Raw genomic sequence first — 26698 nt, forward strand, 5'->3', positions numbered from 1 at the left:
ACTAATCTGTGGAATTAAAATTGAAGCATATCATCCATACCGAGGAAGCCTTTCTTCCCGGCTGTAAATTCGGCGGCAACGACAGCGCCGAGGGCAAAGCCGGCACGGCTCTTGGCATCATGTTTGATGCTGATATAGTCGACATCCGACTCGTAGGTCACTTCATGGATACCCGGCACTTCTCCTTCGCGGATGGCGTGGATCGGCAGGTCGGTCGGCTGTTCGGCTGTTTCCAGCGTCCAGCGTTCTTTCCGGTCTACATTTTCAAGAATGCCTTCAGCCAGTGTGATGGCCGTTCCGCTCGGAGCATCCAGCTTATGGATATGATGCGTTTCCGTCATGCTGATATTGTAGGAGGGGAAGTTATTCATGATCTTCGCCAGGTATTTGTTGAGGGCGAAAAAGATGTTTACTCCGATGCTGAAATTGGAGGCATAGAAGAATGTCTTGCCTTCCTTTTCACATTTCTCTTTGATTTCGCCGATACGGTCCAACCAGCCTGTCGTCCCGGAGACAACGGGAACGCCGGCAGCGAAACTTTTCATATAATTGTCGAAAGCCGTGGCAGGAGTCGTAAACTCGATGGCAACGTCTGCGCTCTTGAAATTAGCTGACTGAAATTCTTCCGGGTTGTTTATATCTACGATAGAGACGATCTGGTGTCCTCTGCTGAGTGCGATTTGTTCGATGGTTTTCCCCATCTTTCCGTAACCGATAAGTGCAATCTTCATATCTTTAAAAATTGAGAATTGAGAATTGAAAATTGAGAATTAGAGAATGAAATAAGGTTTATTGTTCATTTTCAACTTTCAATTTTCAATTTTCAATTAGTTATAGGGTGCAAATATAAAGAAAATGAATTAGATTTGTGGCATAAATCTTAACTCTGAAAAGAATATGGAACGTTTATTACATTATGTTTGGAAATACAAACTGTATCCGGCACTGCCGCTTCTTACCACCGATGGTCGTCTTGTATCCGTAATCGATCCCGGAATACTCAATTCCGATGCCGGACCGGACTTCTTCAATGCAAAGATAAAAATAGCCGATACCCTGTGGGTCGGCGGTGTGGAAATCCATACCAAAGCGTCTGACTGGCTGCTTCATCGGCACGATTTGGATAAGGCCTACGATGCTGTGGTGCTGCATGTCGTGGAGTGTTCGGACTGTGAGGTGTGCCGGACGAACGGCGAACCGATCCCGCAGCTGAAACTGGCTGTTCCGGAGGCTGTGGTCAGGAATATGGACTGGCTGTTGTACCGTGAAGTTTCCATGCCGTGCCTGGGCTATATCCGGGAAATAGAATCGTTGTACATTTCCTCTTGGCTGGATGCCCTGCTAGGTGAACGGCTGGAGCGGAAGACGGCTGATATTTTCCGTCTGCTGGACCTGTATGGCGGCGATTGGAACGAGGTCTTTTATATTACTTTAACCCGTAATTTCGGCTTTGGAGTGAATAACGATATTTTCGAACGTCTGGCGAAAAGCCTGCCGTTGCGCTGTATTCAGAAACAACGCGGCAGCTATTCGCAGGTGGAGGCGATGCTGTTCGGGCAGGCGGGAATGCTGGACGAAGCGCTCGACTGTCCTTACTACCGTTTGCTGCAACGCGAATACCGGTTCCTTCGTCATAAGTTCGGGTTGACGCCGCTCGATCCTTTCCTGTTTAAGAATCTGCGTATCCGTCCGGTCAATTTTCCCTGTCTGAAACTGGCACAACTGACTGCCGTCTGGACGCAGCACGATACCTTGTTTTCCGAAATACTGACAGCCGGCAGTATCGGCCAGATCAAACAATACCTCCGTGTTTCTCCATCCGAGTATTGGGCGACACATTATAATTTCCGTTCTGTTTCCCTCCGGAAAGAAAAGCCGGTGGGAGAAAATTCCTTATGTATCCTGCTGATAAATACGGTGGTTCCGATACTTTTTGCTTATGGTGTCCGGAATAAACAACCGGAATATTGCGACCGTGCCATCCGTATCCTTGAAAGCCTTCCGCCGGAAAAGAATGCGATCGTTTCCGCTTTTGGGCAAGCAGGAATCAAAGCCTGCCATGCCGGAGACAGCCAGGCACTTATCCAGCTGAAGCGGGAGTACTGCGAGAAAAAGAAATGTTTGTATTGCCGGATCGGGTTCAGGTATCTGAAACAGGATGTTTTGAAATATTAATCTCGTAGAAGTTGTAATATATTTAAACTTTATATACTTTTGTCCTATGGATGATGAACGAGAAATAGTAGCATATAAAAGTTACTTTTGGGACTTCATGGATACTCTTACCGAAAATGAGTCTAAAAAGATATACTATATACTTGATATGCTGAAAGTCAGATATCTATCGAGTGTTTTTTTGTTTTGATAAAGGGAAGATCGTTATTCTGTTTAATGGGTTTCAGAAAAAAACGCAAAAGACACCGGTTAAGGAAATAAATAAAGCATTAAAAATCAAAGAAGAATATTATGGAAGCAAATCTGAGAAGCGTTGATGTAATAATGGATCAAAAATTCGGCAAAGTAGGAACTTCCGAGCGTGATAATTTTAGACGTGAAGCCTATTCTTATTGTATGGGTCAAATTATCCACGATGCGCGTAAAAAAGAAAAGGTGACGCAGGAAGAACTGGCAAAGCGTATTGGGGCAAGTAAGTCATATATTTCGCGTATTGAAAAGGGGGTTATAGAACCAGGTGTAAGTACGTTTTATAGAATTATTGAAGCACTGGGATTACGTATTGAAATTGTGAAGCCTGTGATATAAAGACCTGCCGGCTGTTCGATTTTGTTTATAAATCAAACAAAATCGAACAGATAACTATTATGAGACTTATCGAGGATGGCCGTTTTGCAGAAACGTTTTTTTTGACTGACTGATAGCGGAAGAAAGGGAATTGTCCGGGCAGATGGTGGCATGAATGGTGTTTCAATTTCTGATTTGTTATAGTGAACTTACGTTATTTAGCGTATATATAACTGTTTGTCACCGGATTTTTCCCTATTTTTGCCCTCTGATTAAAAAGAGATTGAATGAGTAACAGATATATAAACAATTTATTGCTGGCGGTGTGCGGGCTGTTTCTGTTGGTAACCATGTATTCATGTGCCAATATGGCTTCTCCGAACGGAGGACCTTATGATGAGATGCCGCCTAAATTTGTCAGCAGCCTTCCGGCTCCAAACCAGAAGAACTATAAGGGGAAGAAGGTGGAAATCCTGTTTGATGAGCTGGTGCAGCTGGATAAGCCGTCGGAGAATGTGATCATCACACCGCCGCAAATGCAGTTGCCGGTAATCCGTGCTGCCGGAAAGAAGGTGGTGGTCGAGCTGAAAGATACACTGAAAGAGAATACGACCTATACGATCGACTTTACCAATTCGATATCCGATAATAACGAGAAGAATGTGTTCGAGAATTTCTCTTTTGCCTTCTCTACCGGTGATGTGATCGATACGCTGGAAGTTTCCGGTATCCTGCTGAATGCGGAAAACCTGGAACCGATGCCCGGTATCACGATCGGTCTGCATAAGAACTTGGAAGATTCGGCTTTTGTGAAACTGCCTTTCGACCGTACTTCGCGTACAAACGATAAAGGAGAGTTCACCATCCGTAATATTTCTCCGGGCAGCTATCGTATATTCGGTCTAAATGATGTCAATCGCGATTATAAGTTCGACCAGCCGGGCGAAGAGATTGCTTTCAACGACTCTATCATTATCCCGTCGCTGGAACAGACTACCCGGCAGGATACGCTTTGGAAAGACAGCCTGACCATCGATACGATCCGGACGGTTGGCTATACTCGTTATTTTCCGGATGATATCCAGTTGCGCCTGTTCAAGGAAAACTTCGTGCGGCAATATCTCCTGAAACCGGAACGCCAGCAGGAAAACTTGTTGACAATACGTTTCAACGCTCCGCTGGATACCATCCCGCTGCCGAAGCCGCTCAATTTCGATCCGGCGGATTCCGACTGGTTTTTTACCCAGGAAACGGATGAGGGGAAAGGGGTCAATTTCTGGCTGACCGATTCGCTGGTGTGGCAGCAGGATACGTTGCAGGTGGAATTGTCTTATCCGAAGAGTGATTCTCTGAATATTCTCCGTCCGCAAACGGATACGCTTCAGTTTGTGATGCGTCGCCGTCCGGAAAAGAAGAAAAAGAAGAAAGATGACGAACCGGAACCGATCGTCTTCCTCGGCATGCAGATAGATGCGCCAGGCTCGATGGACCTGTTCGATACCGTTTCGGTGACGTTCAATGAGCCGGTACTCGACTTGCCGAAAGAAGTCTTTTATCTGGACCAGAAGGTGGATACGGTCTGGACTCCGGTCGATTTCGACTTTTTCAGGGATTCCGTCAATACGTTGAACTATTTCATCCGCCGTCCGTGGAAATACGGTGAAGAGTATCGGTTGTCGGTGGATTCGGCGACGATATTCAGCCTGTATGACAAATGGAATGAACCGTATTCGGGCGAATTTAAGATCAAGAAAGAAGATGAATACGGCCATTTATATCTGAATATAGAAGGAATAGATACGACGGCTTATGTCGAATTGTTGAACAGTAGCGATACACCGGTACGGAAAGTAAAGGTGAAGAACGGGGGAGCCCTGTTTATGGACCTGAAGCCGGACAAATATTATGTGCGTCTGGTGGTCGACCTGAACGACAACGGCAAATGGGATACCGGTAATTACGCCGACAAGCGGCAGCCGGAAGAAGTCTTCTATTCGCCGGTGAAGTACAATGTGATGCAGAACTGGCAGGTGGAAGAGACCTGGAATGTGAAAGCAACCCCGCTGGCAAAACAGAAACCTATCGAAATTACAAAGAATAAGCCTAAAGAGGCTACCAAGAAGAAAAGAAATTACAAAGATGAAGGACAACAGAAGTCTTCTTCGCGCAACAGCAGTGGAAATATGGGAATGCCGTTCTAAAGGGATCGGCTTCTTCCTGCTTGTCTGGTTGTTGCTTCTTCCGGGAGTGACCGGGGCGCAGACAATTCCGGTGAAAGAGCGGTTCAGTGCCGGTGAGGTGGTGCAATACGAATTGTATTTCAAATGGGGCATTCTGATGCCTCGTGCGGGGCAGGCTACGCTTTCTGTCAAGGACGCTCGTTATGAAGGAGATCCGGCTTATCATTACCGCCTGCTGTTCCGCACGTCCGGCATGTTCGAGAAGGTATACGCTATGCGCGATACGATCGACTGCTATTTCTCGCCTGAGATGTTGTTGCTCCGGAGCGAGAAGCGCGTGAATGAGAATGATTATTATCTGATAGATGATCTGAAATTCTCTTACGAGCCTGGAAAGATATCCGCCCGTTCCCACCGGTATACGCCTTCGCGGACCAAGATAGATACGATGATCGTCTCGGAACAACGCATGTTCGATATGCTGGGCGCCACGATGTATCTCCGGTCGCTGGACTGGGATAAGATGCAGTATGGGGATGAGTTTCCTTTCCATGTAGCGATCGGGCGCGACCGTATCAATATCAGTTTCCGTTATACCGGGCAGCAGATTGTCGAACGCAACGAAACGCTGAAATATCGCACCCGCCATTTCTTTATAGATATCTACGACGATGCTTTCACTCAGAGCAAGGCAGCTGCCGAAATATGGATCGGGGATGACGAAAATCATATCCCGGTCAAGATACGCGCCAAACTGAAGATCGGGGCTGCCGAGGTCTATTACAAATCGTCGAAAGGATTACGTTATCCGCTTACTTCACGCGTGGAAATTCCCCGTCGTTGAGGGCAGGGAGATGGTGAAACGCGTTTCGGTATAAGGCTGCGAATATACCTGCAGTTCGCCGCCGTGCATACGTATGATTTGGCGTGAAAGACTCAGGCCGATGCCGCTTCCCCTGTTTTTGGTCGTAAAGAAAGGAATAAATATATCTTCCTGCAGATTGTGCGGAATGCCCGGGCCGTTGTCCGTGATCTCGATCAGGGTCGTGTTGCCGGGTTGCTGTACGGTGAGGGAGATTTCTCCGTTATCCTGCTCTTCCAATGCTTCCATGGCGTTTTTCAGTAGATTGATTAGTACCTGTGAGAGCAATTCTTCGTCTGCATTCACCGTTATTTCTTCCTGGCAGAGACGGATATCCAGTCCGATCTGTAACCGTTGGAGGTCCGACTGGAACAACAGCTCGATGTTGCGGACCTGATTGGATAAAGAGAAGGGCTTGGGATTGGGTGTCTGCAAATGAGCGAGCTGGCGGTAAGAGTGGGTGAAGTTCATGAGGCTTTGTCCCTGGCTCTTGATTGTGTCCAGTCCGCGGATCGTTTTACGGATCGTGGCATCGGTGATCTCGTCGCGGCCTTTGGTGGTCTCTTTATTCCGGTAGTAGGAGAGGAGCGTCCCCGAAAGGGAAACGATTGGGGCGATCGAGTTCATGATTTCGTGGGTCAGGACGTGCATCAGCTTATCGTATGACTCATATTCTTTCCGTAGCAGTTCGCGTTCGAATTCTTTCTGCTTGCTTTCCGTCATCAGGCTGTGAATACGGTTGAATGCCGTGTGCAGTTGCCGTTGTTCTTCGGGACCGGTGTTTTCGGGAAAGTAGAGCATCGATTCATTGTCTTCGATGGCATCCAAAAAGAGCTGGATACGGCGGTTCGAGGCGTTCAGGAAATAGACGAGAACGCCGATCAGCCATAAAGCGATCAGCAGGGTGACGTATCCCAGGATGATGGCTTTGCCGCTGACAATGCCGGCCAGTCCCAGGCCGGCAACGATCACGATAATCGCCACCTGGAAGACTATCTTCAGATAGATGCGTGTGCTGAACATCCGTTTCACAGGTTGAACCGTTTTAGTTTGTTATATAAGGTTTGCCGGCTTACGCCCAGTTGTTCGGCGGCTGCGGTCAGATTCCCGTCATGCTGGGTGATGGCTGCTTCGATGGCCTTGCGTTCCACTTCTCCCAGCTTGGGAGCTTCGGAGAACGAGACGGCTTTGCCGGGACGGATAAAGAGGTCGGTGGCTCGGATCACATTCTTCTCGGCAAGGATCACGGCCTTTTCGATGGTATGTTGCAGTTCGCGTATGTTGCCCGGCCAGTCGTACCGTTCCAGTTTGCTCATTGCTTGCGGATGGAGCGTCAGACCGGTTTGTTTATATTGGGTGGTGTATTTTTTCAGGAAATAATCGATGAACAGGGGAATATCCTCCCGCCGGCTTCGCAGGGGCGGGATTTCTATCTGAATGGTATTGATCCGGTAAAACAGGTCCTCGCGGAAGAGCGATTGTTTCACCATTTCCGGCAGATTCCGGTTGGTGGCAGCAATCAGGCGTATGTCGACCGGTATTTTACGGTTGCTTCCCAGGCGTGTGACTTCGCGGTTCTGAAGGGCGGCGAGCAGTTTGGCTTGCAGACTGACAGGCAGGTTACCGATTTCATCCAGAAACAGGGTACTTCCGCTGGCAGCTTCGAACTTGCCCGGACGGCTTTCGCGGGCATCGGTAAAAGCGCCTTTCTCGTGTCCGAACAGTTCGCTTTCGAAGAGCGATTCGCTGACGGCTCCCATGTCGACGTTGATCATTTCCCGACGACTGCGGAGAGACAGGCGGTGTATCTCGCGGGCGAGCATTTCTTTGCCTGTACCGTTCTCGCCGGTGATCAATATGTTGGCATCCGTTTTGGCGACCTTGGTCACGACTTTGATCAGCTTCATCATGACGGGAGAGTGGCCGATGATCATGGCGGGCTCGGAGGGACGGCTGGTCTTGCTGCTTTTGCCGGCATTCTGTTTCATCCGTTCTTGCTCGGCGGCTTGTAATGCGGTATGTATCTTTTCCAGCAGGATATCGTTGTCCCAGGGTTTGAGGATGAAATCTACTGCTCCGCTTTTCAGTGCCTTGACTGCCAGTTCCACGTCTCCGTAAGCGGTAAGCATGATAACGGGCAGTTCGGGAGCAATTTCCCGGATACGGCGTAACCAAAATAAGCCTTCGTTGCCGGTATTGACTCCGGCGGAGAAATTCATGTCGAGAAGAACGAGATCGACCGGCATTGTATCCAGAACAGACAGGATCCGGTTCGGATTCGAAGCTGTTTCAATTCGTTCGAATTCGTCTTCCAGTAATAATTCGAGTGAGGTCAACACACTTTTATTATCGTCTACTATAAGAACTGTTCCGCTTTGCATACGTCAATTTTTCTGTAAAGGTATCGGCTTCCGGGGTACTTTGCAAATGAGCGTCAAAATATTTGACAGTTGAGAGAATGTTATTTTGTTAAGTGTTGCTTTGCCGGCTTTCGCAATCCCGTGTCAAGCACGGAAACGGGGTAGCTCTATTTCTTTTATATTAAATCGCGGCTAATCATATGATTATTAATGATCTAATGCCAGTAGGTCAATTAGGGCGCCCAAATCTCGTTTTAAACGAGCGAAAACTTGTTTTAAACGAGCTTAACATCCGTTTTAAACGAAAAAAAACTCATTTAAAACGAAATATGGGTTCGTTTAAAACGAGTTTTTGGGGAATCTATGTCATCTGTGTTCTCTCTCTATATATAGCTCACCTTTTTCTAAATAGGAACATATTCCCTTGTCTATTCTGTGTGCGCTCTGTAACGTCAAAATATTTGACAATTGCGTGTCAATATATTTTACACTTTACAGATGATATCTTTCTGTGGTATTTGATAATCAACTGATGAAAAATATGGCATGCCATTTGTTCTTGTATTTGTATGATGAAAATACAAATAACAACCAAATACGGATTACTGGTTATGGGGCTGTTACTGTTGGGCTCGGCGGTCACTGCACATGCCCAGGATTCCTGGACGGTCGATTCCTGTATGCGTTATGCTATAGAGAAGAATTTGACGCTGAGAAACAGCCGTTTGGATACCCGTATTGCCCGTGAAGACTTTACGGCGGCAATCGGTGACTTCCTGCCTACGGTCAGTACCAACGGAGCGTTCGGAAAACGGATGGGACGTTCGGTAGATCCGAAAACGAATCTGTACACTACTTCTTCTTTTCTGGAAAGCACGGTGGGAGTGGATATCTCCTTACCTGTTTTTGATGGTTTCAAACGTATCAACCGGGCGCAGTTCACCCGTTTGAACCGGCAATTGAGCGGCGTAACGGAAAAAGCGGAAGAGAATCGGGTGGCTTTTGAGGTGATGGATGCCTATTATGTGTATATCTTTGACCGGAAGATGAGTGCTTTGGCTGCCGAACAACGTAAACTGAGTGAACGGTATCATGAACAGATGCTTGAATATGTGGACCTGGGACTTCGTTCACCGTCGGATCTGCAGGAGGTGAAAGCCCGTTTACAGAGTGATATTTATCAGGAGACAGTGAAGAAGAAGACTGAACGTCTGTCTTTTTTGGCGTTGAAGGAGTTGCTGCAGATGCGTGATTCGGATACGTTGTCCATTGCCGACCAGGATGCTGGCGGAGAAGAACCGCCGCTTCTCAGTAGCTATTCGGCTCCGGATATCTATGCCGAGTCGGAGACTGCACTTCCCGAATTTCGGATGATGGACTTGCGGGAACGCGCATCACGGAAGTCGTTGGCTATTGCATCCGGAGCTTTTTCTCCCACGATCCGGGCAGACTTCAGCCTTTATTCGGGCTATTACGATACGGAACGCAATGCCGACGGACATATCGTCTCTTTCGGGCAGCAGATGAAAAATAACTGGAATAAATATATCGGTTTACGAGTATCATTCCCTATTTTCAGCGGCTTATCCCGCTTTACGGCAGTCCGGAAAGAACGTTTCCGCCTGCAGCAGATCAGAAATAATAACGACCGGCAACGTATATCCTTATATAAGGAAATAGAAGATGCCTGCCTTACCCTCCAGGCTTCGGCGGAAGAGTATCATCAGGCTGTCCTGCAGTTGAAAACACTGACCACCACGCTGAAAGAGAATGAGGAAAAGTGGGAGGAAGGCATGATCTCCGTTTTTGAACTGATGGAGAAACGTAACCTGTATATTTCCGCTAAGGCAGAACTGGTGCGCACCCGACTGCAGTACGATCTGAAGCATCGGATGGTCGAATTTTACCGGACCGGGTCGTTTTTATAAATAATAATTGAATAAACATATAGATATATGAATAACAACACCATGGACACCCCTATCGAACGGAAATCCCGTTTGAAAAAGAAACATATTTACGCTGTAGCAGGAGGCGTTTTCCTGCTTGTCTGCGTGTTTTACTTTATCTTTCGTGATACTTCTTCTTCCATGAAGGTCGAGAAAGAGCGGCTGACGATTTCCACTATCATTCAGGGTGAATTTAACGACTATATCCGTGTGATCGGACAGGTCTTGCCGGACCGTATCATTTATCTGGATGCCGTCGAAGGCGGTCGTGTGGAAGAACGTCTGATTGAAGAAGGAGCGCAAGTCAAAGCCGGCGATGTGATCCTCCGCCTGAGTAACCCGTTATTGAATATCGGCATCCTTCAAAGTGAAGCCGACCTTGCCTATCAGGAAAACGAACTCCGTAACACCCGTATCAGCATGGAGCAGGAACATCTGAGTCTGAAACAGGAACGCATCAACCTGAATAAGGAGCTGGTACAAAAAGAGCGTCGCTACAAACAATACGAACGCTTGTACAACAAACAACTCCTGGCCCGTGAAGAGTATCTTCTGGCAAAAGAAGATTACGAAAGTGCCCGCGACCAACTTGTCGTACTGGACCAGCGTATCAGTCAGGACGACCTTTTCCGCAGTAGCCAGCTGGAGAGCCTGGATGAAAATATCCGGAATATGAAACGAAGTCTGGCACTTGTCCGCGAACGTTTGGAGAACCTGAAAGTGAAGGCTCCCGTAAGTGGACAGCTGGGTAACCTGGAAGCACAGATCGGTCAGTCTATTGCCCAGGGAGAACGCATCGGCCAGGTGATCACTCCCGAACTGAAGGTAGAAGCCAGGATTGACGAACATTATGTAGAGCGTGTCATGCCCGGCCTTCCTGCTAACTTCGAACGTGAAGGAAAGACCTATGAGATGGAAATGACGAAAGTCTATCCTGAAGTACGCGACGGCCAGTTCCGTACGGACCTTCATTTTACCGGTGGCCGTCCCGAAAATATACGCGCCGGACAGACCTATCATTTGAACCTGCAACTGGGCGATCCGGTACAGGCCATCCTGATTCCCCGCGGCAGCTTCTACCAGGCAAGCGGCGGACAGTATGTATATGTAGTAGATGAAGACGAGACAACAGCCCGTCGCCGTCCGGTGAAGATCGGTCGTCAGAACCCTCAATACTATGAAGTGACCGAAGGATTGAAACCCGGAGAGAAAGTGATCATTTCAGGCTATGAACTGTTTGGCGAAAACGAGCGTCTTATAATCAGATAATAAAAAAGAAAAGTATGGATTACCTGTCCCAAGTCATTAAAAGCCAGCGGGCCCGTAAGTCACTATCGGTGATCAATATCCTCGGTCTGTCCGTATGTATCTCAGCAGCACTGCTGATCCTGCTCTATGTCCGGTTCGAGCTGAGTTACGACTCCTTTCATGACGGTGATCGCATCTACCGTGTCGAAAGCCGCCTGTACGAAGGGAAAGTACTGACCGATAACTGGGCCACTACCGCTTTCGGACACGGACCGGTCATGAGCCGCGAGATCCCGGGAATCGAGAAGTTCGTCCGCCTCACCGCACAGGACAGGGAACAGGTCGTTACCTATCAGGATAAGCAATTTGCCGAAGAACGCTATTGCTTTACCGAACCTGCTTTCTTTGAACTGTTCAACTTCCCTATAAAAAGAGGAGAGAAGACAGGCCAGCTGGTCCGTCCCAACACAGTCGTATTGACGGAAAATGCTGCCCACCGTTATTTCGGCGAGGCAGAACCGTTGGGAAAAATCCTGACATTCCGGACAGCGACTGCCGAGCAACATTTTGAGGTCACTGGCGTTATCGACCGGATGCCGGCAAACTCACATTTGCAGTACGATTTCCTCCTTTCCTATTCCACGATACCGAAAGAACGGCAGGATATCTGGTATGTCCACGGCGTGTACACCTACGTTCGCCTGGAGCCGGGAAAGAATCCGCAGGAGATAGCCGATGCCTTTGCCGCCATCTCAGATAAATACAAGACAGCCGCTTTGAAGCATAAAGACTGGCGGGTGGAGTTGATCCCGTTGAAAGAGATCCATCTTACCCCGCAGAAATCGTATGAGAAAGAGACAAAGGGCAGCCGTACCGCCGTCTATATCCTGTCGGTGATGGCGGTCGCCCTGTTGCTTATCGGCTGGGTGAATGCGCTGAACCTGATGGTCGCCCGTTTTTTGGAACGGGGAAAAGAGTTTGGTGTACGCAAGGCTTTCGGAGCTTCCCGTAAGCAGATGCTTTTCCAGGGATTACTGGAAGCTGGCATTGTCAATACTCTGGCTGCCGGAATTGCATTAGGCTGGCTGGAAGTGCTCCTGCCCGTCGTCTATTCACGGGCTGCCTACGATTTTGGAGCGAATACCCTTTTACTGCCGGGATTTTGGGTGGCGGTATTGAGTATTATCGCTTTAGGAACTTTCTTTACCGGTTTATACCCTTCCTATCTTCTGACGCGCATCCGTCCTGCCGACATTATGCGCGGTAAGCTCTTACACAGCCGGAAAGGAAATAAGATGCGGAAAGTCTTGATTGTCGTGCAGTTCGTCGCGTCCTTTATTTTGATAACAGGTACTTTCGTTGTTGTCGCACAGGTTCGTTATATGGAGAATGAAACGGCTTCAGCTGCGATGAAACAGATTGTTGTTCTGAAATATCCTTCTTTTACGGATGAGTTGTCTGCAAAAATGGAGAGCTTTAAGAAGCAGTTGAAACAAAAGACATATATCCGGCAGGTCACTGTCTCCGGGGCAGTTCCGGGCGTGGAGGTTGCCAATTATTTTACCAATCGTCCGTATGGCAGCGACCAGTCGGAAGTGAAACTGATCCAGATGTTCGCTGTCGATTATGATTATCTCCCCACTTATTCCCCTGATATGGTTTGTGGCAGGGCTTTCTCGGAAGAATACGGGGATGAGCTGAATAAGGTGGTATTGAACGAGGAAGCTGTCCGTTTGTTAGGCTTTTCTTCCAATGAGGCTGCTTTGGGCAGGCAGTTGGCGATGGAGGTGGTGGAAGAGCCTCTCCAAGTGATCGGTGTGGTCCGTAATTATCATCAGCAGTCGCTTGCCGTGCCTTACAAGCCGATCATTTTTTTCATCAAAGAACGCGTGCCGTTTATCGGGACACCTTATATCTCCATCCGTATGGACGGTACAGCCGATGCAGCGCGTCTGGCGGAGATCGAGCAAGCCTACCGGGATTTCTTCCCGACTTCGCTGTTCTCTTATTTCTATCTTGATGATTTCAACAGGAACCAGTATAAGGAAGACCGGAATTTCGGATGGATGTTTGCCGGTTCGGCGTTGCTTGCCGTCTTTGTTGCTTGCCTGGGATTGTGGACTGTCACGCTTTTCTCCACCCTGTCGAGAGTGAAAGAAATAGGGATACGGAAAGTTTTGGGAGCAGGAAAAGCCGGTCTTTTTGTAGTTTTGACACGTGAGTTATTACTCCTGACGGTGATTGCTTCCGTGATCGGTGTCCCTGTCTCCGCTTTCCTGATGAACAACTGGCTCGAAGGCTATGCGTTTCATATCGGACTGCCCTGGTGGAGTTATGCGGCAGTGTTTGTCCTGTTGATGTGTATCGCTTTCGGAACCGTAGCGCGGCAGGTATGGCGTATCATCCGCTTGAAACCGATGTATATTTTGAGGAGTGAATAATTTATAAACAAAGAAATATGATTAAAACAGAAAAACTGTCTATGCTCTTCACAACGGAAGATGTACAGACCAAAGCATTGAATGAAGTAAGTCTGGAGATAAAGAAAGGCGAGTTTGTCGCTATCATGGGGCCTTCGGGCTGCGGCAAATCCACCCTGCTGAATATCCTGGGGACACTCGATTCATCGACTTCCGGCAAATATTACTTTGAAGGGAAAGAGATAGATAAGATGAGCGAAAGCCAGCTGACTTCTTTCCGGAAAGGAAACATCGGCTTTGTCTTCCAAAACTTCAACCTGATTGACGAGTTGACGGTTTTCGAGAATGTAGAACTGCCGCTGGTCTATCTGAACGGGAAGAAGTCGGACCGTCGGAAGAAGGTGATGGAGGTCCTGGACCGTATGAACATAGCCCATCGCGCCGGACATTTCCCGCAACAGTTGTCCGGTGGTCAGCAGCAGCGTGTCGCCATTGCCCGTGCCGTGGTGACGGACTGTAACCTGATCCTGGCGGATGAGCCGACAGGTAACCTGGATTCTACCAATGGCGTTGAAGTCATGGAGCTGCTTAGCGAACTGAACCGGCAGGGAACGACGATTGTGATCGTTACCCACTCCGAGCGGGATGCGAAATATGCCCATCGGGTGATCCATTTACTGGATGGAAAGATAGTATCGGAAGAAAGGCACTAAATAATCAGACAACAACGAATATGATCTTATCAAATTATTGGAACAGCGCCTTGCGCAGCCTGGCGAAGAAGAAAGGCTTCAGCGCAATCAATATAACCGGCCTGGCGATCGGTATGGCGGCTGCCTTGCTGATCCTGACTTACGTGGCTTTCGAATACAGCTACGATAATATGCACACCCGTGCCGACCGCATTTTCCGCGTGGAAGCACGCTTTTTCGAGAACGGCGAGATGACTGACAACTGGGCTTCCAGCTCGGCGGGTTATGCAACTGCCATGAAACGCAATCTCGCCGGTGTAGAGGATTATACCCGCGTGGGTAGCCAGTATTACCCCGAACAGATCGTTAAATACAATGAGCTTCTCTATCGTGAAACGAATATAGGTTATGCCGAAAAGAATTATTTTAACTTCTTCGATTTCGAATTGCTGAAAGGAGATAAGAACACCTGCCTGGATGGTCCGAAAAAGGTGGTTATTACCGAACGCATCGCCCGTAAATATTTCAAGGGAGCCGATCCGATCGGGAAGATATTGATCTTCCGTAGTAATATCGGCGAGGAGGCATGCGAAGTGACGGGTATCATGAAGGATATGCCTGTCAACTCACATGTGCGTTACAGTATGCTGATCTCTTATGAAACACTTCCGAAATGGATGGATGAGTACTGGTACCGGCATGAGGTGTATTCGTATGTTCTTCTGAAATCTGCCGGAATGAGGAAGCAGGTGGAAGATGCTTTCCCAGCGATGGCAGAGAAATACAAGACGGATGAGGCATTGAAGAATAAAACATGGGCCATTCAGCTGACTAAATTGAGAGATATCCATCTGACTCCGCAGAAAGCCTATGAGCCGGAGACGAAAGGAAACCGTTCATCCATGCTGGTCCTGATCTGTACGGCTTTGGCGATCCTGTGCATTGCCTGGATCAATTATATCAATATGACGGTAGCCCGTTCGATGGAACGTGCCAAAGAGATCGGGATACGCCGGGCTTCAGGAGCTAGCCGACGGCAGATCGTTACGCAGTTCCTGTTTGAATCGTTGGTGACGAACGGGATTGCCTTTATCCTGGCGCTTGGGCTGATGGAGGCACTGATGCCTGCATTCAATAACCTGACATCGCGCGATCTAGGTTTCTCCGTATGGGTAACGACCTCTTTAGGTTGGATACTGTTGCTGATATTTGCACTGGGTGTCTTCCTGTCCGGTTTCTATCCGGCGACGATCCTTTCCGGCATTAAGCCGATCAAAATGCTGAAAGGTAAATTTACGCATACGAAAAATGCGACGCTGACCCGCAAGGTGCTGGTCGTACTGCAATATACGGCGTCTTTGGCGTTGTTGTGCGGCACGCTGATCGTTTATGCACAGCTGCAGTATATGCGTCAGGCTTCCCTGGGAGTGCGTGTCGATCAGACATTGGTGCTGAAATTTCCTGCCCATTGCGAGGATATGGCTACGAGGCTGACTGCCATGAAACGGGAGTTGAAGGCATTGCCGTCTGTGAAGAATGTAACGGTTTCAGGTGCCGTCCCAGGGACGGAGGTGACCGACTTCCTGTCGATCGTCCGCCTGAGCGACGTGACGAAGCAGACCCGTTTATTGGAAATGCTTAACTGTGATGTGTATTATCTGGATGCGTATGACCTGGAATTTGTTGCCGGGCGTGGCTTTGCAGAGGATTTCGGAGGAGATGTCTATAATATCGTCCTGAACGAAACGGCTGTCCGTACATTGGGTTTTGCTTCGCCGGAGGCTGCTTTGGGCGAGCGTCTTTCCGTGGAGACTGTCGATCAGCCGATGCAGATTATCGGGGTGGTAAAAGACTATCACCAGCAGTCGCTGAATAAGGGGTATACGCCTCTTCTGTTCGCCTTGCACGATAAGTTGAGCTGGATGAAACAACGTTATATTTCTGTCGTTATGGAGAATGCGAATCCCCGCGAGCTGGTGAAACAGTCGGAAGAGATATGGGACCGTTATTTCCCTGATTCCAGCTACGACTATTTCTTCCTGGATCAGTTCTTCGACCAGCAATACCGCCAGGATGAGGTCTTCGGTCTGATCGTTGCCCTCTTTGCCATACTGGCGATTTTCATTTCCTGTATGGGGCTTTGGGTGCTGGTGATGTTCTCCTGCTCGACGAGGGTGCGTGAGATGGGAATACGCAAAGTGTTGGGCGCATCGAAAATGCAGTTGTTCTACGAGTTGGGCCGCGAATTCTTTGTTCTGATCGGCATAGCGGTCGTCATCGCGCTTCCTTTGTCGTGGTGGGTCATGGACGGCTGGCTGGATCATTATTCGTTCCGCACCGCCTGGAAAGCCTGGTTCTTCCTTGTTCCGGTGATTTTATTGTGTGTGATCTCCCTGTTGACCATAGGCTGGCAGACTGCTAAAACAATCCTTAGCAAACCTGCCCGGTCGTTGCGGTATGAATAAAAAGTAATGTGCCAATTGAACATTGGCACATTATTGATAAATAAAAGAACAATAGTTTTTTATTCTATCGGGGCGAACGGCAGCTCCGTATCTTTCCGGTATCCGGAACCGCTGAATGTGGCGATCAGTTCGCCCGCTTCGTTTGTGATGTTTACTTCACAATTGGCCAGCCTTTTGTGGCTGAATACTTCGCGTGCTTCGGCATACAGGAATCCTTTGCTTTCGGCTTTGAAGAAGTTGATATTGGAAGTAATCGACAGCGTGAGCCGGGCATGGCTGTTGGTTGCCGCTGCGAAAGCCAGGTCGGCAAGCGTAAAGATAGCACCTCCCTGACAAACACCGCCGCCATTCAAATGCATCGGCTTTATTTCCATACGGGCTTTGGCATAGCCGTTGCCCGTTTCCAGTAATTCAACTCCGGCAAATAAGGCAAACTTGTCGCCCTGAAGAAATTCGTTGATCGTCATATCCTGTTTATTTACTCAGTTTCCATTCTGCCCCGTCCTTGGTATCCTTGATCTCGAATCCCATGGCGGTAAGTTCGTTACGGATCTTGTCGGAAGTAGCCCAATCCTTGTTGGCTTTTGCCTGCTGGCGGATTGTCAGCAACAAGTCTACTGCCTTGCCGAATGTCTCGTAGTTGTTTCCGCCGGCAGAAGCCTCGTCTTTCATACCCAGGATATCGAATATGAATGTATGGAATACGTCCTGCAGCTCTTTCAGGTCCTCGGCAGAGATGGTTGCGTTGCCGTCTTTTACAGAGTTGATGGCGCGGGCTGCATCAAACAAATGAGAGATAACGATCGGAGAATTTAGGTCGTCATTCAGAGCGTCGTAGCATTTCTTACGAAGATCTTTCACATCAACAGTCGAGGCATCCGAAGCGCTCAGTTTCTGCAGATGGTTATAAGCGTCCATCAAACGGCTCAATCCTTTTTCTGCTGCTTGCAATGCTTCGTTACTGAAGTCTACCGTACTGCGGTAATGCGCCTGCAGGATAAAGAAACGGATCGTCATGGCGGAATAAGCCTGGCTTAACATCTTATGGTCGCCGGTAAAAAATTCGTCCAGCGTGATGAAGTTGCCTAATGACTTACCCATCTTTTGTCCGTTGACGGTGATCATGTTATTGTGCATCCAGTAGTGAACCATATCGTCGCCCTGTGAAGCAACAGCCTGTGCAATCTCACATTCGTGGTGCGGGAAGATCAGGTCCATGCCGCCCCCGTGGATATCGAAATGCTGTCCCAGGTATTTCTTACCCATAGCCGTACATTCGCAGTGCCATCCGGGAAAGCCGTCGCTCCACGGAGAAGGCCAGCGCATGATATGTTCCGGCTGTGCGCATTTCCAGAGGGCGAAGTCGATCGGGTTATGTTTCTCGTCCTGTCCGTCCAGTGCACGGGTCGTATTCAGCATATCCTCGATATTACGACCGGAAAGGACACCGTAGTTATGATCTTTGTTGTATTTCTCTACATCGAAATAAACGGAACCTTCGCTTTCGTAAGCGTATCCGTTGTCGAGAATCTTCTTCACCAGTTCGATCTGTTCGATGATATGTCCCGAAGCATGCGGTTCGATACTGGGAGGAAGTACATTGAGGGCGTCCATTGCCTTGTGGTAACGGTTCAGATAGAACTGTACCACTTCCATCGGCTCCAGCTGTTCCAGACGAGCTTTCTTGGCGATTTTATCTTCGCCTTCGTCCGCATCATGTTCCAGGTGGCCGACGTCGGTTATGTTGCGTACGTAACGTACCTTATATCCTATATGTGTAAGATAACGGAACAACAGGTCGAATGTAATCGCCGGACGGGCATGTCCCAGGTGCGCATCTCCGTAGACCGTCGGTCCACAGACATACATGCCTACGTGGGGTTCATGCAACGGAATAAATTGTTCCTTCTTTCTTGTGAGCGTGTTGTAAATACTTAATGGATGTTCCATATCTGTTTATACTTTAAAGGTTGCTTAGTTTCCTTCCGTATTTTCGTAACCGGTAGGAAGACAGACCGCAAAGATAGTGTCTTTGTCTATTTTGAGCAATCTTCGCAGCAACCTTTTAATACGTAGTTGATACTTTCCAGCGTAAAATTACGCGGTAATTCCACCATCGGGACCGGAATATTGCGCAGACAAAACGTTCTGTGGCATTTTAAACAATAAAAATGCGCATGAAGTTCTTCCACGGAACAATTACATTCGTTTCCGCAAACCGAATACTTCAACGAGCCTGAACCGTCGTCGATACAATGTACCAGGTGATGCTCCAAAAAAAGGTTAATCGTCCTCGATACCGTCGATTTATCCACTGTCTCCAGATAATTTTCCAGGTCGAGCGAACTGAAGGCGCGCTCGAATTGCATCATCGCTTTCAGGATAAGCAGACGGATGGCAGTCGGCTTTATTTTTCTTTTGTTCAGTATGTCTAAATAAACTTCCATATCAGTCGGGGTTGTTTGTCTTTAAAATTCTTACTGCGTTGAGGATCGCCAGCAAGGCAACGCCTACATCTGCAAATACGGCTTCCCACATGGTTGCTACACCACCGGCTCCAAGGATCAGGACGATCAGTTTGACACCGAACGCCAACGCAATGTTCTGCCATACGATCGTACGTGTGAACTTTCCGATGCGAATCGCCGTAGCCACTTTGCTCGGCTGGTCGGTCTGTATCACCACGTCTGCCGTTTCAATCGCCGCATCGCTACCCAATCCGCCCATCGCAATACCGATGTCGCTCAGGGCGAGCACGGGAGCGTCGTTGATACCGTCGCCCACAAAGGCTATCCGGTTCTCCGGATTCCGCTTCAGTTCTTCCAGGTGAGCGACTTTGCCTTCCGGCAGGAGGTCTCCGTATCCGCGAGGGATTCCTAAACGGGTAGCTAAGTTAGTCACAATTATTTGTTTATCTCCGGATAATATCTCTATATTATTAACATTTAATTTTTTCAGTTGTTCAACGGCTGTTGCGGCATCCTCTTTGGGTGTATCGGCCAGGAGGATATAACCGGCATATTGCTTGTCGATGGCACAAACTACGACTGTTTCAGGAATTTCGTTCAACCGGGAGAAAATAAAGTTTCTCTCGGAAGAAATTCCATTTTCATTCGAGTGAAATATAATTTCTTCCGAATCCAACAGGCGGGTATTACCGACCAATACTTCCTTTCCGTCGATCACGGCTTTTAATCCGTAACCAGCCAATTCAGTCGTGTCGATAGTCGTGTCGATCTCCGTCTGTTGCTGACGAGCATAGTTCAGGATCGCCTTGGCGATCGGGTGGTTGCTGCGGCTTTCAACGGAAGCAATGACGCGGAGTAATTCCTTTTCCGACAGATGACCGGCTGTTGATAAGGATTGTACTTCGAATATCCCTTTGGTCAGCGTCCCGGTTTTATCGAAAACGACCGTATTGATTTTGGTGATGGCATCCAGATAATTGCCTCCTTTAAATAAGATACCTTGCCGGGATGCCGCCCCGATCCCTCCGAAATAACCAAGCGGGATGCTGATAACCAGTGCGCAAGGGCAGGAGATAACGAGGAATACCAATGCCCGGTACAGCCAGTCGTTGAAAATGAACAGGAAGTCCGGCTGTATCAAGGAATAGACATAAGGCAGCAGAACGATCAGGAAAGCCAGTCCAGTCACGATCGGCGTATAAATGCGTGCGAATTTGCGGATGAACAATTCTGCCGGAGCTTTCCGTTCCGATGCGTTCTGAACCAGTTCAAGGATACGTGCCAGGGCGCTCTGGCTATAAGGTTTCGTTACCTCCAGGCGGATTACTTTGTCGGTTACGATCATTCCGGCGAGCACTTCTTCATCTTGGCTGATCGTACGCGGCACGCTTTCTCCGGTAAGGGCTGCCGTGTTGAAGTCGGCGGTCTCGCTCAGTAACTTTCCGTCGAGAGGAACACGTTCGCCGGCCTTCACCTCGATGATCTCTCCCGGGGTGACATCGGTGGGAGCTGTCCGGAAATATTCGTTATTGCGTACGACGGTTGCTGTTTCAGGACGGACATCCAGCAGCGTACGGATGTTTTTTCGGGCTTTCGCCAGGGCATTTCCCTGGAATAGTTCGCCGATAGAGTAGAACAGCATGACGGCCACTCCTTCCGGATATTCACCGATATAAAAAGCACCGAGTGTCGCAATACACATCAATGTAAATTCACTGAATATATCTTTTTCGCGGATGCTCTCAACCGCTTCTTTCATGACCGGTAGTCCGACCGGCAGATAAGCCAGTGCGTACCATATAAATCGTATCGTTTGATTGAAGAATCCTGCTTCTGCCACCTGCATGGCGATCCCTCCCAGTAACATAAGAAAAGAGATTGCCGGGAGAAGATAAGGTGAAATTTTACTTTTGGGTTCACTATGGCAGTGGCTACAATTACAATGTCCCATATCTTTTATTCTTTTATTTGTTTTTCTGATACAAAGGTAAGGGAAACAAGGTGCAACAAAGTTGCAAAGAATCCGTATATTTGTCAGGTTAATAGTTAGAAAATAAGTAATATGAAAAACTCTCAAACTTTTATTGGTATTTTAGTATGTCTGGCAATGCTGTGTTCCTGTACACAGACGAAGAGTCCCTATGACTTGTCGAACTTCGGCCTTGTCCCTGACCAGAAAGGCAATGCTTCCCCTCTGATGGCAAAGGCGTTGGAACAGATTGCCGCTTCCCATATCGGGAACGATACGATCACGATCGTACTGCCTCCGGGACGTTATGATTTTTATCCTGAAGGAGCCGCACAAAAGGAGTATTTTATCTCCAACCACGATCAGGACAATCCGAAACTGGTGGGACTTCCTTTCGAGAACATGAAGAACATTGTTTTCGACGGGCAAGGTTCGGAACTGATCTTCCACGGGCGTATGTTGCCGGTTTCACTGGTCAACTCGGAAAACTGTACATTGAAGAACTTCAGTATCGATTTTGAAAATCCGCATATCGCTCAGGTGAAAGTCCTGGAAAACGATGCGGAAACAGGGACTATCACCTATGAAGTGGCTCCTTGGGTACAATATGAAATTCGTGACAGTGCACTTATCGTGAAGGGGGAAGGATGGGAACATTCTCCTGCCTGGGGAATTGCATTCGAAGGCGACACGAAACGGTTGGTTTATCGGACGAGCGACATTGCTGTCGGTTCGAAAGGCGTTTCAGAGGTTTCTCCCCGCGTGGTCAAATCTACGAAATGGAAAAACGAAAAACTGATCCCCGGAACGGTTGTCGCCATGCGCGGTTACGGTCGTCCTACACCGGGTATCTTTGTCTCTTATGATACGAATACGACGCTCGAAAATATCCAGGTCCATTATGCAGAAGGAATGGGCTTGCTGGCTCAGATGAGCGAAAATATTACGCTGGATAAATTCTCGGTATGCCTTCGCGGTGACAGCGATCCCCGTTATTTTACAACGCAGGCAGACGCTACCCATTTTTCCGGTTGTAAGGGAAAGATCATTTCCGTTGGCGGTTTATATGAAGGGATGATGGATGATGCGATCAATGTGCACGGCACGTATCTGAAAGTGCAGAAACGTGTGGACGACAAGACATTGGTCGGTGAATACATGCACGGACAGAGTTATGGCTTTGAATGGGGATTCCCGGGAGATGCCGTGCAGTTCATCGATTCAAAGACTATGGAGATCCTGGGCGACCAGAACAAAGTCGTTGCTATCAAATCCGTGGACAAACCGAGTGCACATGGCGCCAAACAGTTTGAGATCGTTTTTGAAAAAGCCATCGATCCTGCCATTAGCGAAGCCGGTACGTTCGGCATTGAAAACCTGGAGTGGACTCCGGAGGTTTATTTTGCAGACAATATGATCCGCAATAACCGTGCCCGCGGCTCTTTGTTCAGTACCCCGAAAAAGACTGTTGTCGAAAAGAATATCTTCGACCATACTTCCGGTACGGCTATCCTGCTGTGCGGCGATTGCAACGGTTGGTTTGAGACGGGTGCCTGCCACGATGTCCTGATCCGTGATAACAAGTTCATCAACTCGTTGACGAATATGTTCCAGTTCACGAACGCCGTTATTTCTATTTATCCCGAAATACCCGACCTGAAAGATCAGAAGAAATATTTCCACAGCGGTATCGTGATCGAGAATAACGAGTTTGAAACATTCGACGCTCCGATCCTGTATGCGAAGTCGGTAGACGGATTGGTCTTCCGTAACAATGTAATCAAACAGAACAACCAATATCCGGCTTTCCACTGGAACAACCATCGTTTCTTCTTCCAGCGTGTGACCAATTATGATATCAAGGATAATCAGTTTGACGGCGGACTGGATGAAAAGAAGGATCTGAAAGTTGAAAATTGATTTACCTTTTCAATAAAATTATCGGGAAGGTGTGTCGAAGTTCATTCTACGATACACCTTCTTGCTTTATGGCAGTGTGCTTTTCCAAATGGATAAGACAAGGGACTTTCTATAATTCCTTTTATTAGCTTGTTACTTTTGGATTTTCTTCAGACTATAATTCAATTCTGTTTCCGCTTTCTTGAAATCATCGCCGATCAGGGTGATTGTCGAATCGTTCTCGCAAAGGAAGTTCATGACTTCATCGCCGTTGTCGGAAACCAGTTGCCATACGGTCACATTCTTTTCTCCCGGTATTCCTTGCAGGGTGATGCATTTTCCGTTTGTGACAAATGTGGCATCTTTGCCGTCTTCTGCTTCCAGGTATGTTTGTGAGAGCGAGAAAGTGCCTTCTCCGCTTTTTTCATGGCTGCGGATGGTCAGGTCGTAACGGATACCCGGACAGTCGGCACAAGGTAACACACCTTCATACGTTTGTGTCAGAACTTCACCTGATGTATTGTCGGCGTCTTTTTGGTTTTGCCGGTAGATTTCTTTACCCCGCTGGCTGATCGTCCATACCCCGTCAATCCTGCGTACATTTTTGGTGTCATCGTCTTCTACATTCCAGGCATAATCGCCGGCAGGGAGTGAACGGCGGTCGAGTATTTCGCTCGGCGTATCGTTTGAGAAGAATAATTCTGCTTTCAGCGAATCGGGACTGAACACCAGATAAGCGGATGATTTTCCGTCGACAGCTTCCAGGCGTGTTCCGGATTCGAATAAACGGATGCAGTTCTGTTGTACTTCCGACCAGATATAACCCGCCGAGGCGATACAGCCATGTTCGTCTTTGTCATTACCGACCATTTCGGTGGAGTCTTGTTCGGTGCCCGAATCTTGTTTTGCTTTTTGTTGTCCGCAGGAAGAAAGTAGGCTTACGCTCATGATCAGAGCCAATAGGATAAGCCCATTACTCGTTTTTTTCATCAGAATGAATGATTTTAATTGTTTATAAACGGATATCAATATACCATATAGAAGAAACAAAGATAGGTTATTTTTTGTTTCTTTGTGGCTTAATAAAATAAAGTCTGTAAGAATGAAAGTATCCTTTTATATTTCTATCTTTCTGATAATAGCCTGTCTGTCACCTGTCAGTGCGCAGGGCGAGACCTTACAGCGGGACAGCCTGAAACAGAAAATGCCTGTTGTCGAATATAAATTTAATGCCAAACATCTGATACTTCCGGCTTCCCTGATCACAGTCGGGGCTGTGGGAACGGCTATCGACGGGATGAACGATTTCCATCTTTTCTCCCGAAAAAGCGATGTGAAAAAAATACGGGTGGACGATTATTTGGAATGGGGAATGCTCGGATGGGTATTTGTTTGCGACCTGATGGGGAAGGAGAAGCATAACTGGGTGGACCAGCTGATGCTTGTCACCCTGGCGGAAGGGATGAATGCGGCTATGACACGTACCTTGAAATATACGGTGAAAGAGACGCGTCCGGATGGCGGTCCGTATTCTTTTCCTTCGGGGCATACGGCGAATGCTTTCCTGGGGGCACATATGGCTTATAAGGAATTTAAAGACAGCAGCCCGGTTTTGGCTTATTCGGGATATGCGATAGCGCTGTTTGTCGCGGGCTCCCGGTTGTATAATAACCGGCATTGGGTGGCGGATGTGGTGGCGGGTGCCGGATTCGGTATCCTTTCTGTCGAATTGGCTTATCTTACTTATTTCCCCATCCGCAATGCCATTGCCCGCAAGGTAAACCGTCGGGCTGCCCGGAATATGGTGGTTGCTCCGACATTCAATGAACAGGGCGGGGGTATTTATTTTTCCTATGCGTTTTGAGAATCCAACCTGTTGTCGATAGCGAGCAGTTCTTCGATATGCGTCCGGTCGTTGCTGAGACGTGGTATCTTATGCTGTCCGCCTAACTTGCCTTTTTCTTTGAGCCATTCGTAGAAGGAACCTTCGTGGGCTACAACGATTTCCAAAGGCTGAAGTGATATTTCTTTATAACGTTTGGCTTCATAGTCGGAATTTAATTCCTGTAATGTTTTGTCCAGCAACGTGGCAAATTCTTCCACGGAAGGAGGCATTTTTTCAAATTCGATAAACCATTGATGACGGCCTTTCGCCTTGTCGAGCATGAAAAGCGGGGCGGCTGTATATTCTTTAACGACCGCTCCTGTCTGATGGCTTACTTTGCTGATTGCCTTGTCTGCATTATCGACCATCAGTTCTTCTCCGAAGGCGTTGATATAATGTTTGGTTCTTCCCGAAATAACGAATTTATGCGGGAAAAGTGAAGTGAAACGCACCGTATCACCGATTTGGTAACGCCATAATCCGCCGGAGGTTGTTATGACCATCGCATAGTTCTTTCCTGTTTCCACGGCTTCCAGCGGTAGGACGGTCGGATTGGGAGTGCCTACTTCCGACATAGGGATAAACTCGTAGAAAACGCCGTAATCCTGCATCAGCAGCAAACTCTGGTCCGAAGGATCATCCTGTATCCCGAAAAAGCCTTCCGATGCGTTATAAGTTTCCATATAATGCATCTTATCCGAAGGGATCAGTGCTTTATATTGTTCCCGGTAAGGTTCGAAACTGATTCCCCCGTGGAAAAAGACCTCCATATTCGGCCAGACGTCGGTCAGGTATTCCCGTCCGGTCTTTTTCAGTATCGATTTGATCAGAACCAGCATCCAGGAAGGAACGCCGGAAAGACTGTTGACATCTTCATTCCACGTGCTGTCGACGATCGCTTTTATTTTGCTTTCCCATTCGTCCATCAGGATAATCCGTTTGGCAGGAACACGCATCAGGTTTACCAGCGGACTCAGGTTTTGCAATAATACGGCTGAAAGGTCACCGCAATGGGATTTTTGATTGATTGGGGAAGGACTGTGGCTGCCACCGAGGATTAATCCTTTTTTAGAGAAAAAGTGGCTTTCCGGATTATTACGGAGATAAAGGGCTACCGTATCGAAGCCTCCCTGGTAATGACAACCGTGGAGAACTTCCGGAGTGACGGGAAGAAATTTACTCTTATCATTCGTGGTGCCGCTACTTTTGGCATACCACTTGACGACCGAAGGCCAGAGTATGTTCCTCTCTCCATTGATCATCCGGGTCACATACGGCTTGATATCGTCGTATAGCTGCAACGGAACCCGCTGACAGAAATCTTCGTATCTCCGGATGCTTCTGTAATCGTGTTTTAACCCCCATTCAGTGTTGCGGGCTGTAGATAATAATGACCGTAACTGCTTGCGTTGCAGTTGGTCAGTCTCCTGCCCATATTTTTCGATCTCCTTTTGACGGGGGCGGAAGAGTAGTGATATTGTATTTGTTAAAATATCCATGCTCTTTTTATTTGTATCGGCTGCAAATGTAGGCATTCTCTTTTTATTTATATCTTTGTT

Annotated in this window: 20 protein-coding genes and 1 pseudogene; 12 read left to right on the forward strand and 9 right to left on the reverse strand. The window is 47.9% G+C overall.

Annotated elements, in window-relative coordinates; genetic code table 11:
- Positions 1 to 14 precede the first annotated feature (14 nt).
- Entirely contained in the window at positions 15 to 731 is a 717-nt protein-coding gene (gene dapB / locus P3L47_RS06870) for a 4-hydroxy-tetrahydrodipicolinate reductase (RefSeq protein WP_122361871.1), read from the reverse strand.
- Positions 732 to 897: 166 nt separating this feature from the next.
- Here dapB and P3L47_RS06875 point away from each other — a divergent pair, with 166 nt between their 5' ends.
- The 5 genes and pseudogenes from P3L47_RS06875 to P3L47_RS06895 all read left to right on the forward strand — a co-directional run bounded on the left by P3L47_RS06875 (position 898) and on the right by P3L47_RS06895 (position 5766).
- Complete coding sequence (locus P3L47_RS06875) at positions 898 to 2175, forward strand: DUF2851 family protein (RefSeq protein ID WP_277783120.1); 1278 nt, start codon at positions 898 to 900, stop codon at positions 2173 to 2175.
- Between the two features lie 46 nt (positions 2176 to 2221).
- Positions 2222 to 2492, forward strand: a pseudogene (locus P3L47_RS06880) (type II toxin-antitoxin system RelE/ParE family toxin).
- A complete protein-coding gene (locus P3L47_RS06885; protein ID WP_277783121.1) occupies positions 2467 to 2763 on the forward strand; it encodes a helix-turn-helix domain-containing protein in 297 nt (98 codons plus the stop codon). The pseudogene P3L47_RS06880 and the gene P3L47_RS06885 overlap by 26 nt, the downstream one beginning before the upstream one ends.
- A 266-nt stretch (positions 2764 to 3029) precedes the next feature.
- The gene (locus P3L47_RS06890; RefSeq protein ID WP_277783122.1) at positions 3030 to 4943 is read left to right on the forward strand and encodes an Ig-like domain-containing protein; all 1914 of its coding nucleotides are present in this window, start codon (positions 3030 to 3032) and stop codon (positions 4941 to 4943) included.
- Entirely contained in the window at positions 4882 to 5766 is an 885-nt protein-coding gene (locus P3L47_RS06895) for a DUF3108 domain-containing protein (RefSeq protein ID WP_277783123.1), read from the forward strand. The genes P3L47_RS06890 and P3L47_RS06895 overlap by 62 nt, the downstream gene beginning before the upstream one ends.
- On the opposite strand, the gene P3L47_RS06900 is transcribed toward P3L47_RS06895, so the two are convergent.
- Positions 5740 to 6807 (reverse strand): sensor histidine kinase, encoded by a 1068-nt coding sequence (locus tag P3L47_RS06900; RefSeq protein WP_277783676.1) that lies wholly within the window; start codon positions 6805 to 6807, stop codon positions 5740 to 5742. The genes P3L47_RS06895 and P3L47_RS06900 overlap by 27 nt on opposite strands.
- Positions 6808 to 6812: 5 nt before the next feature.
- A complete protein-coding gene (locus tag P3L47_RS06905) occupies positions 6813 to 8165 on the reverse strand; it encodes a sigma-54-dependent transcriptional regulator (protein WP_277783124.1) in 1353 nt (450 codons plus the stop codon).
- Positions 8166 to 8713: 548 nt separating this feature from the next.
- Here P3L47_RS06905 and P3L47_RS06910 point away from each other — a divergent pair.
- The 5 genes from P3L47_RS06910 to P3L47_RS06930 are packed head-to-tail and all read left to right on the forward strand — an operon-like array spanning position 8714 to position 16918.
- Positions 8714 to 10072, forward strand: coding sequence for a TolC family protein (locus tag P3L47_RS06910; RefSeq protein ID WP_277783125.1), 1359 nt, complete (start codon positions 8714 to 8716; stop codon positions 10070 to 10072).
- 42 nt (positions 10073 to 10114) lie between these two features.
- A complete protein-coding gene (locus P3L47_RS06915) occupies positions 10115 to 11362 on the forward strand; it encodes an efflux RND transporter periplasmic adaptor subunit (protein ID WP_277783677.1) in 1248 nt (415 codons plus the stop codon).
- A 14-nt stretch (positions 11363 to 11376) separates the two neighbouring features.
- The gene (locus P3L47_RS06920; protein ID WP_277783126.1) at positions 11377 to 13782 is read left to right on the forward strand and encodes an ABC transporter permease; all 2406 of its coding nucleotides are present in this window, start codon (positions 11377 to 11379) and stop codon (positions 13780 to 13782) included.
- A gap of 17 nt (positions 13783 to 13799) precedes the next feature.
- A complete protein-coding gene (locus tag P3L47_RS06925; RefSeq protein ID WP_122361855.1) occupies positions 13800 to 14474 on the forward strand; it encodes an ABC transporter ATP-binding protein in 675 nt (224 codons plus the stop codon).
- 20 nt (positions 14475 to 14494) lie between these two features.
- Positions 14495 to 16918 carry an ABC transporter permease gene (locus P3L47_RS06930; RefSeq protein WP_277783127.1) on the forward strand — a complete coding sequence of 808 codons (2424 nt, stop codon included), beginning with the start codon at positions 14495 to 14497 and terminating at the stop codon, positions 16916 to 16918.
- Between the two features lie 59 nt (positions 16919 to 16977).
- Here the strand turns inward: P3L47_RS06930 and P3L47_RS06935 are convergent, their stop codons facing one another.
- From P3L47_RS06935 to P3L47_RS06950, 4 genes are all read right to left on the reverse strand, one after another.
- Positions 16978 to 17385 carry a PaaI family thioesterase gene (locus P3L47_RS06935; RefSeq protein ID WP_009860656.1) on the reverse strand — a complete coding sequence of 136 codons (408 nt, stop codon included), beginning with the start codon at positions 17383 to 17385 and terminating at the stop codon, positions 16978 to 16980.
- Positions 17386 to 17392: 7 nt separating this feature from the next.
- Positions 17393 to 18868 (reverse strand): cysteine--tRNA ligase, encoded by a 1476-nt coding sequence (cysS, locus tag P3L47_RS06940; RefSeq protein ID WP_277783128.1) that lies wholly within the window; start codon positions 18866 to 18868, stop codon positions 17393 to 17395.
- 86 nt (positions 18869 to 18954) lie between these two features.
- On the reverse strand, positions 18955 to 19365 hold the full coding sequence (locus P3L47_RS06945) for a Fur family transcriptional regulator (protein WP_277783129.1): 411 nt from the start codon (positions 19363 to 19365) through the stop codon (positions 18955 to 18957).
- A gap of 1 nt (position 19366) precedes the next feature.
- Positions 19367 to 21337, reverse strand: a complete 1971-nt coding sequence (locus tag P3L47_RS06950) for a heavy metal translocating P-type ATPase (RefSeq protein ID WP_277783130.1) — start codon at positions 21335 to 21337, stop codon at positions 19367 to 19369.
- 156 nt (positions 21338 to 21493) lie between these two features.
- Between P3L47_RS06950 and P3L47_RS06955 the strand changes: the two genes are divergently transcribed.
- Positions 21494 to 23275, forward strand: a complete 1782-nt coding sequence (locus tag P3L47_RS06955; RefSeq protein WP_427910567.1) for an alpha-1,3-galactosidase-related protein — start codon at positions 21494 to 21496, stop codon at positions 23273 to 23275.
- A 132-nt stretch (positions 23276 to 23407) separates the two neighbouring features.
- On the opposite strand, the gene P3L47_RS06960 is transcribed toward P3L47_RS06955, so the two are convergent.
- Entirely contained in the window at positions 23408 to 24244 is an 837-nt protein-coding gene (locus tag P3L47_RS06960) for a copper resistance protein NlpE N-terminal domain-containing protein (protein ID WP_277783132.1), read from the reverse strand.
- A gap of 112 nt (positions 24245 to 24356) precedes the next feature.
- Between P3L47_RS06960 and P3L47_RS06965 the strand changes: the two genes are divergently transcribed.
- Positions 24357 to 25118 (forward strand): phosphatase PAP2 family protein, encoded by a 762-nt coding sequence (locus P3L47_RS06965; RefSeq protein WP_277783133.1) that lies wholly within the window; start codon positions 24357 to 24359, stop codon positions 25116 to 25118.
- Here P3L47_RS06965 and P3L47_RS06970 read toward each other — a convergent pair.
- The gene (locus tag P3L47_RS06970; RefSeq protein ID WP_277783678.1) at positions 25106 to 26638 is read right to left on the reverse strand and encodes a GH3 auxin-responsive promoter family protein; all 1533 of its coding nucleotides are present in this window, start codon (positions 26636 to 26638) and stop codon (positions 25106 to 25108) included. The two genes, P3L47_RS06965 and P3L47_RS06970, sit on opposite strands and share 13 nt — an antisense overlap.
- Between the last annotated feature and the right edge of the window lie 60 nt (positions 26639 to 26698).

Source organism: Parabacteroides chongii (assembly GCF_029581355.1).
Lineage (GTDB): Bacteria > Bacteroidota > Bacteroidia > Bacteroidales > Tannerellaceae > Parabacteroides > Parabacteroides chongii.

Bases quoted from the DNA above. Each gene is read 5' to 3' on its own strand.
- dapB (WP_122361871.1), bottom strand. From the start codon at position 731: ATGAAGATTGCACTTATCGGTTACGGAAAGATGGGGAAAACCATCGAA.
- P3L47_RS06875 (WP_277783120.1), top strand. From the start codon at position 898: ATGGAACGTTTATTACATTATGTTTGGAAATACAAACTGTATCCGGCA.
- P3L47_RS06885 (WP_277783121.1), top strand. From the start codon at position 2,467: ATGGAAGCAAATCTGAGAAGCGTTGATGTAATAATGGATCAAAAATTC.
- P3L47_RS06890 (WP_277783122.1), top strand. From the start codon at position 3,030: ATGAGTAACAGATATATAAACAATTTATTGCTGGCGGTGTGCGGGCTG.
- P3L47_RS06895 (WP_277783123.1), top strand. From the start codon at position 4,882: ATGAAGGACAACAGAAGTCTTCTTCGCGCAACAGCAGTGGAAATATGG.
- P3L47_RS06900 (WP_277783676.1), bottom strand. From the start codon at position 6,807: ATGTTCAGCACACGCATCTATCTGAAGATAGTCTTCCAGGTGGCGATT.
- P3L47_RS06905 (WP_277783124.1), bottom strand. From the start codon at position 8,165: ATGCAAAGCGGAACAGTTCTTATAGTAGACGATAATAAAAGTGTGTTG.
- P3L47_RS06910 (WP_277783125.1), top strand. From the start codon at position 8,714: ATGATGAAAATACAAATAACAACCAAATACGGATTACTGGTTATGGGG.
- P3L47_RS06915 (WP_277783677.1), top strand. From the start codon at position 10,115: ATGGACACCCCTATCGAACGGAAATCCCGTTTGAAAAAGAAACATATT.
- P3L47_RS06920 (WP_277783126.1), top strand. From the start codon at position 11,377: ATGGATTACCTGTCCCAAGTCATTAAAAGCCAGCGGGCCCGTAAGTCA.
- P3L47_RS06925 (WP_122361855.1), top strand. From the start codon at position 13,800: ATGATTAAAACAGAAAAACTGTCTATGCTCTTCACAACGGAAGATGTA.
- P3L47_RS06930 (WP_277783127.1), top strand. From the start codon at position 14,495: ATGATCTTATCAAATTATTGGAACAGCGCCTTGCGCAGCCTGGCGAAG.
- P3L47_RS06935 (WP_009860656.1), bottom strand. From the start codon at position 17,385: ATGACGATCAACGAATTTCTTCAGGGCGACAAGTTTGCCTTATTTGCC.
- cysS (WP_277783128.1), bottom strand. From the start codon at position 18,868: ATGGAACATCCATTAAGTATTTACAACACGCTCACAAGAAAGAAGGAA.
- P3L47_RS06945 (WP_277783129.1), bottom strand. From the start codon at position 19,365: ATGGAAGTTTATTTAGACATACTGAACAAAAGAAAAATAAAGCCGACT.
- P3L47_RS06950 (WP_277783130.1), bottom strand. From the start codon at position 21,337: ATGGGACATTGTAATTGTAGCCACTGCCATAGTGAACCCAAAAGTAAA.
- P3L47_RS06955 (WP_427910567.1), top strand. From the start codon at position 21,494: ATGCTGTGTTCCTGTACACAGACGAAGAGTCCCTATGACTTGTCGAAC.
- P3L47_RS06960 (WP_277783132.1), bottom strand. From the start codon at position 24,244: ATGAAAAAAACGAGTAATGGGCTTATCCTATTGGCTCTGATCATGAGC.
- P3L47_RS06965 (WP_277783133.1), top strand. From the start codon at position 24,357: ATGAAAGTATCCTTTTATATTTCTATCTTTCTGATAATAGCCTGTCTG.
- P3L47_RS06970 (WP_277783678.1), bottom strand. From the start codon at position 26,638: ATGGATATTTTAACAAATACAATATCACTACTCTTCCGCCCCCGTCAA.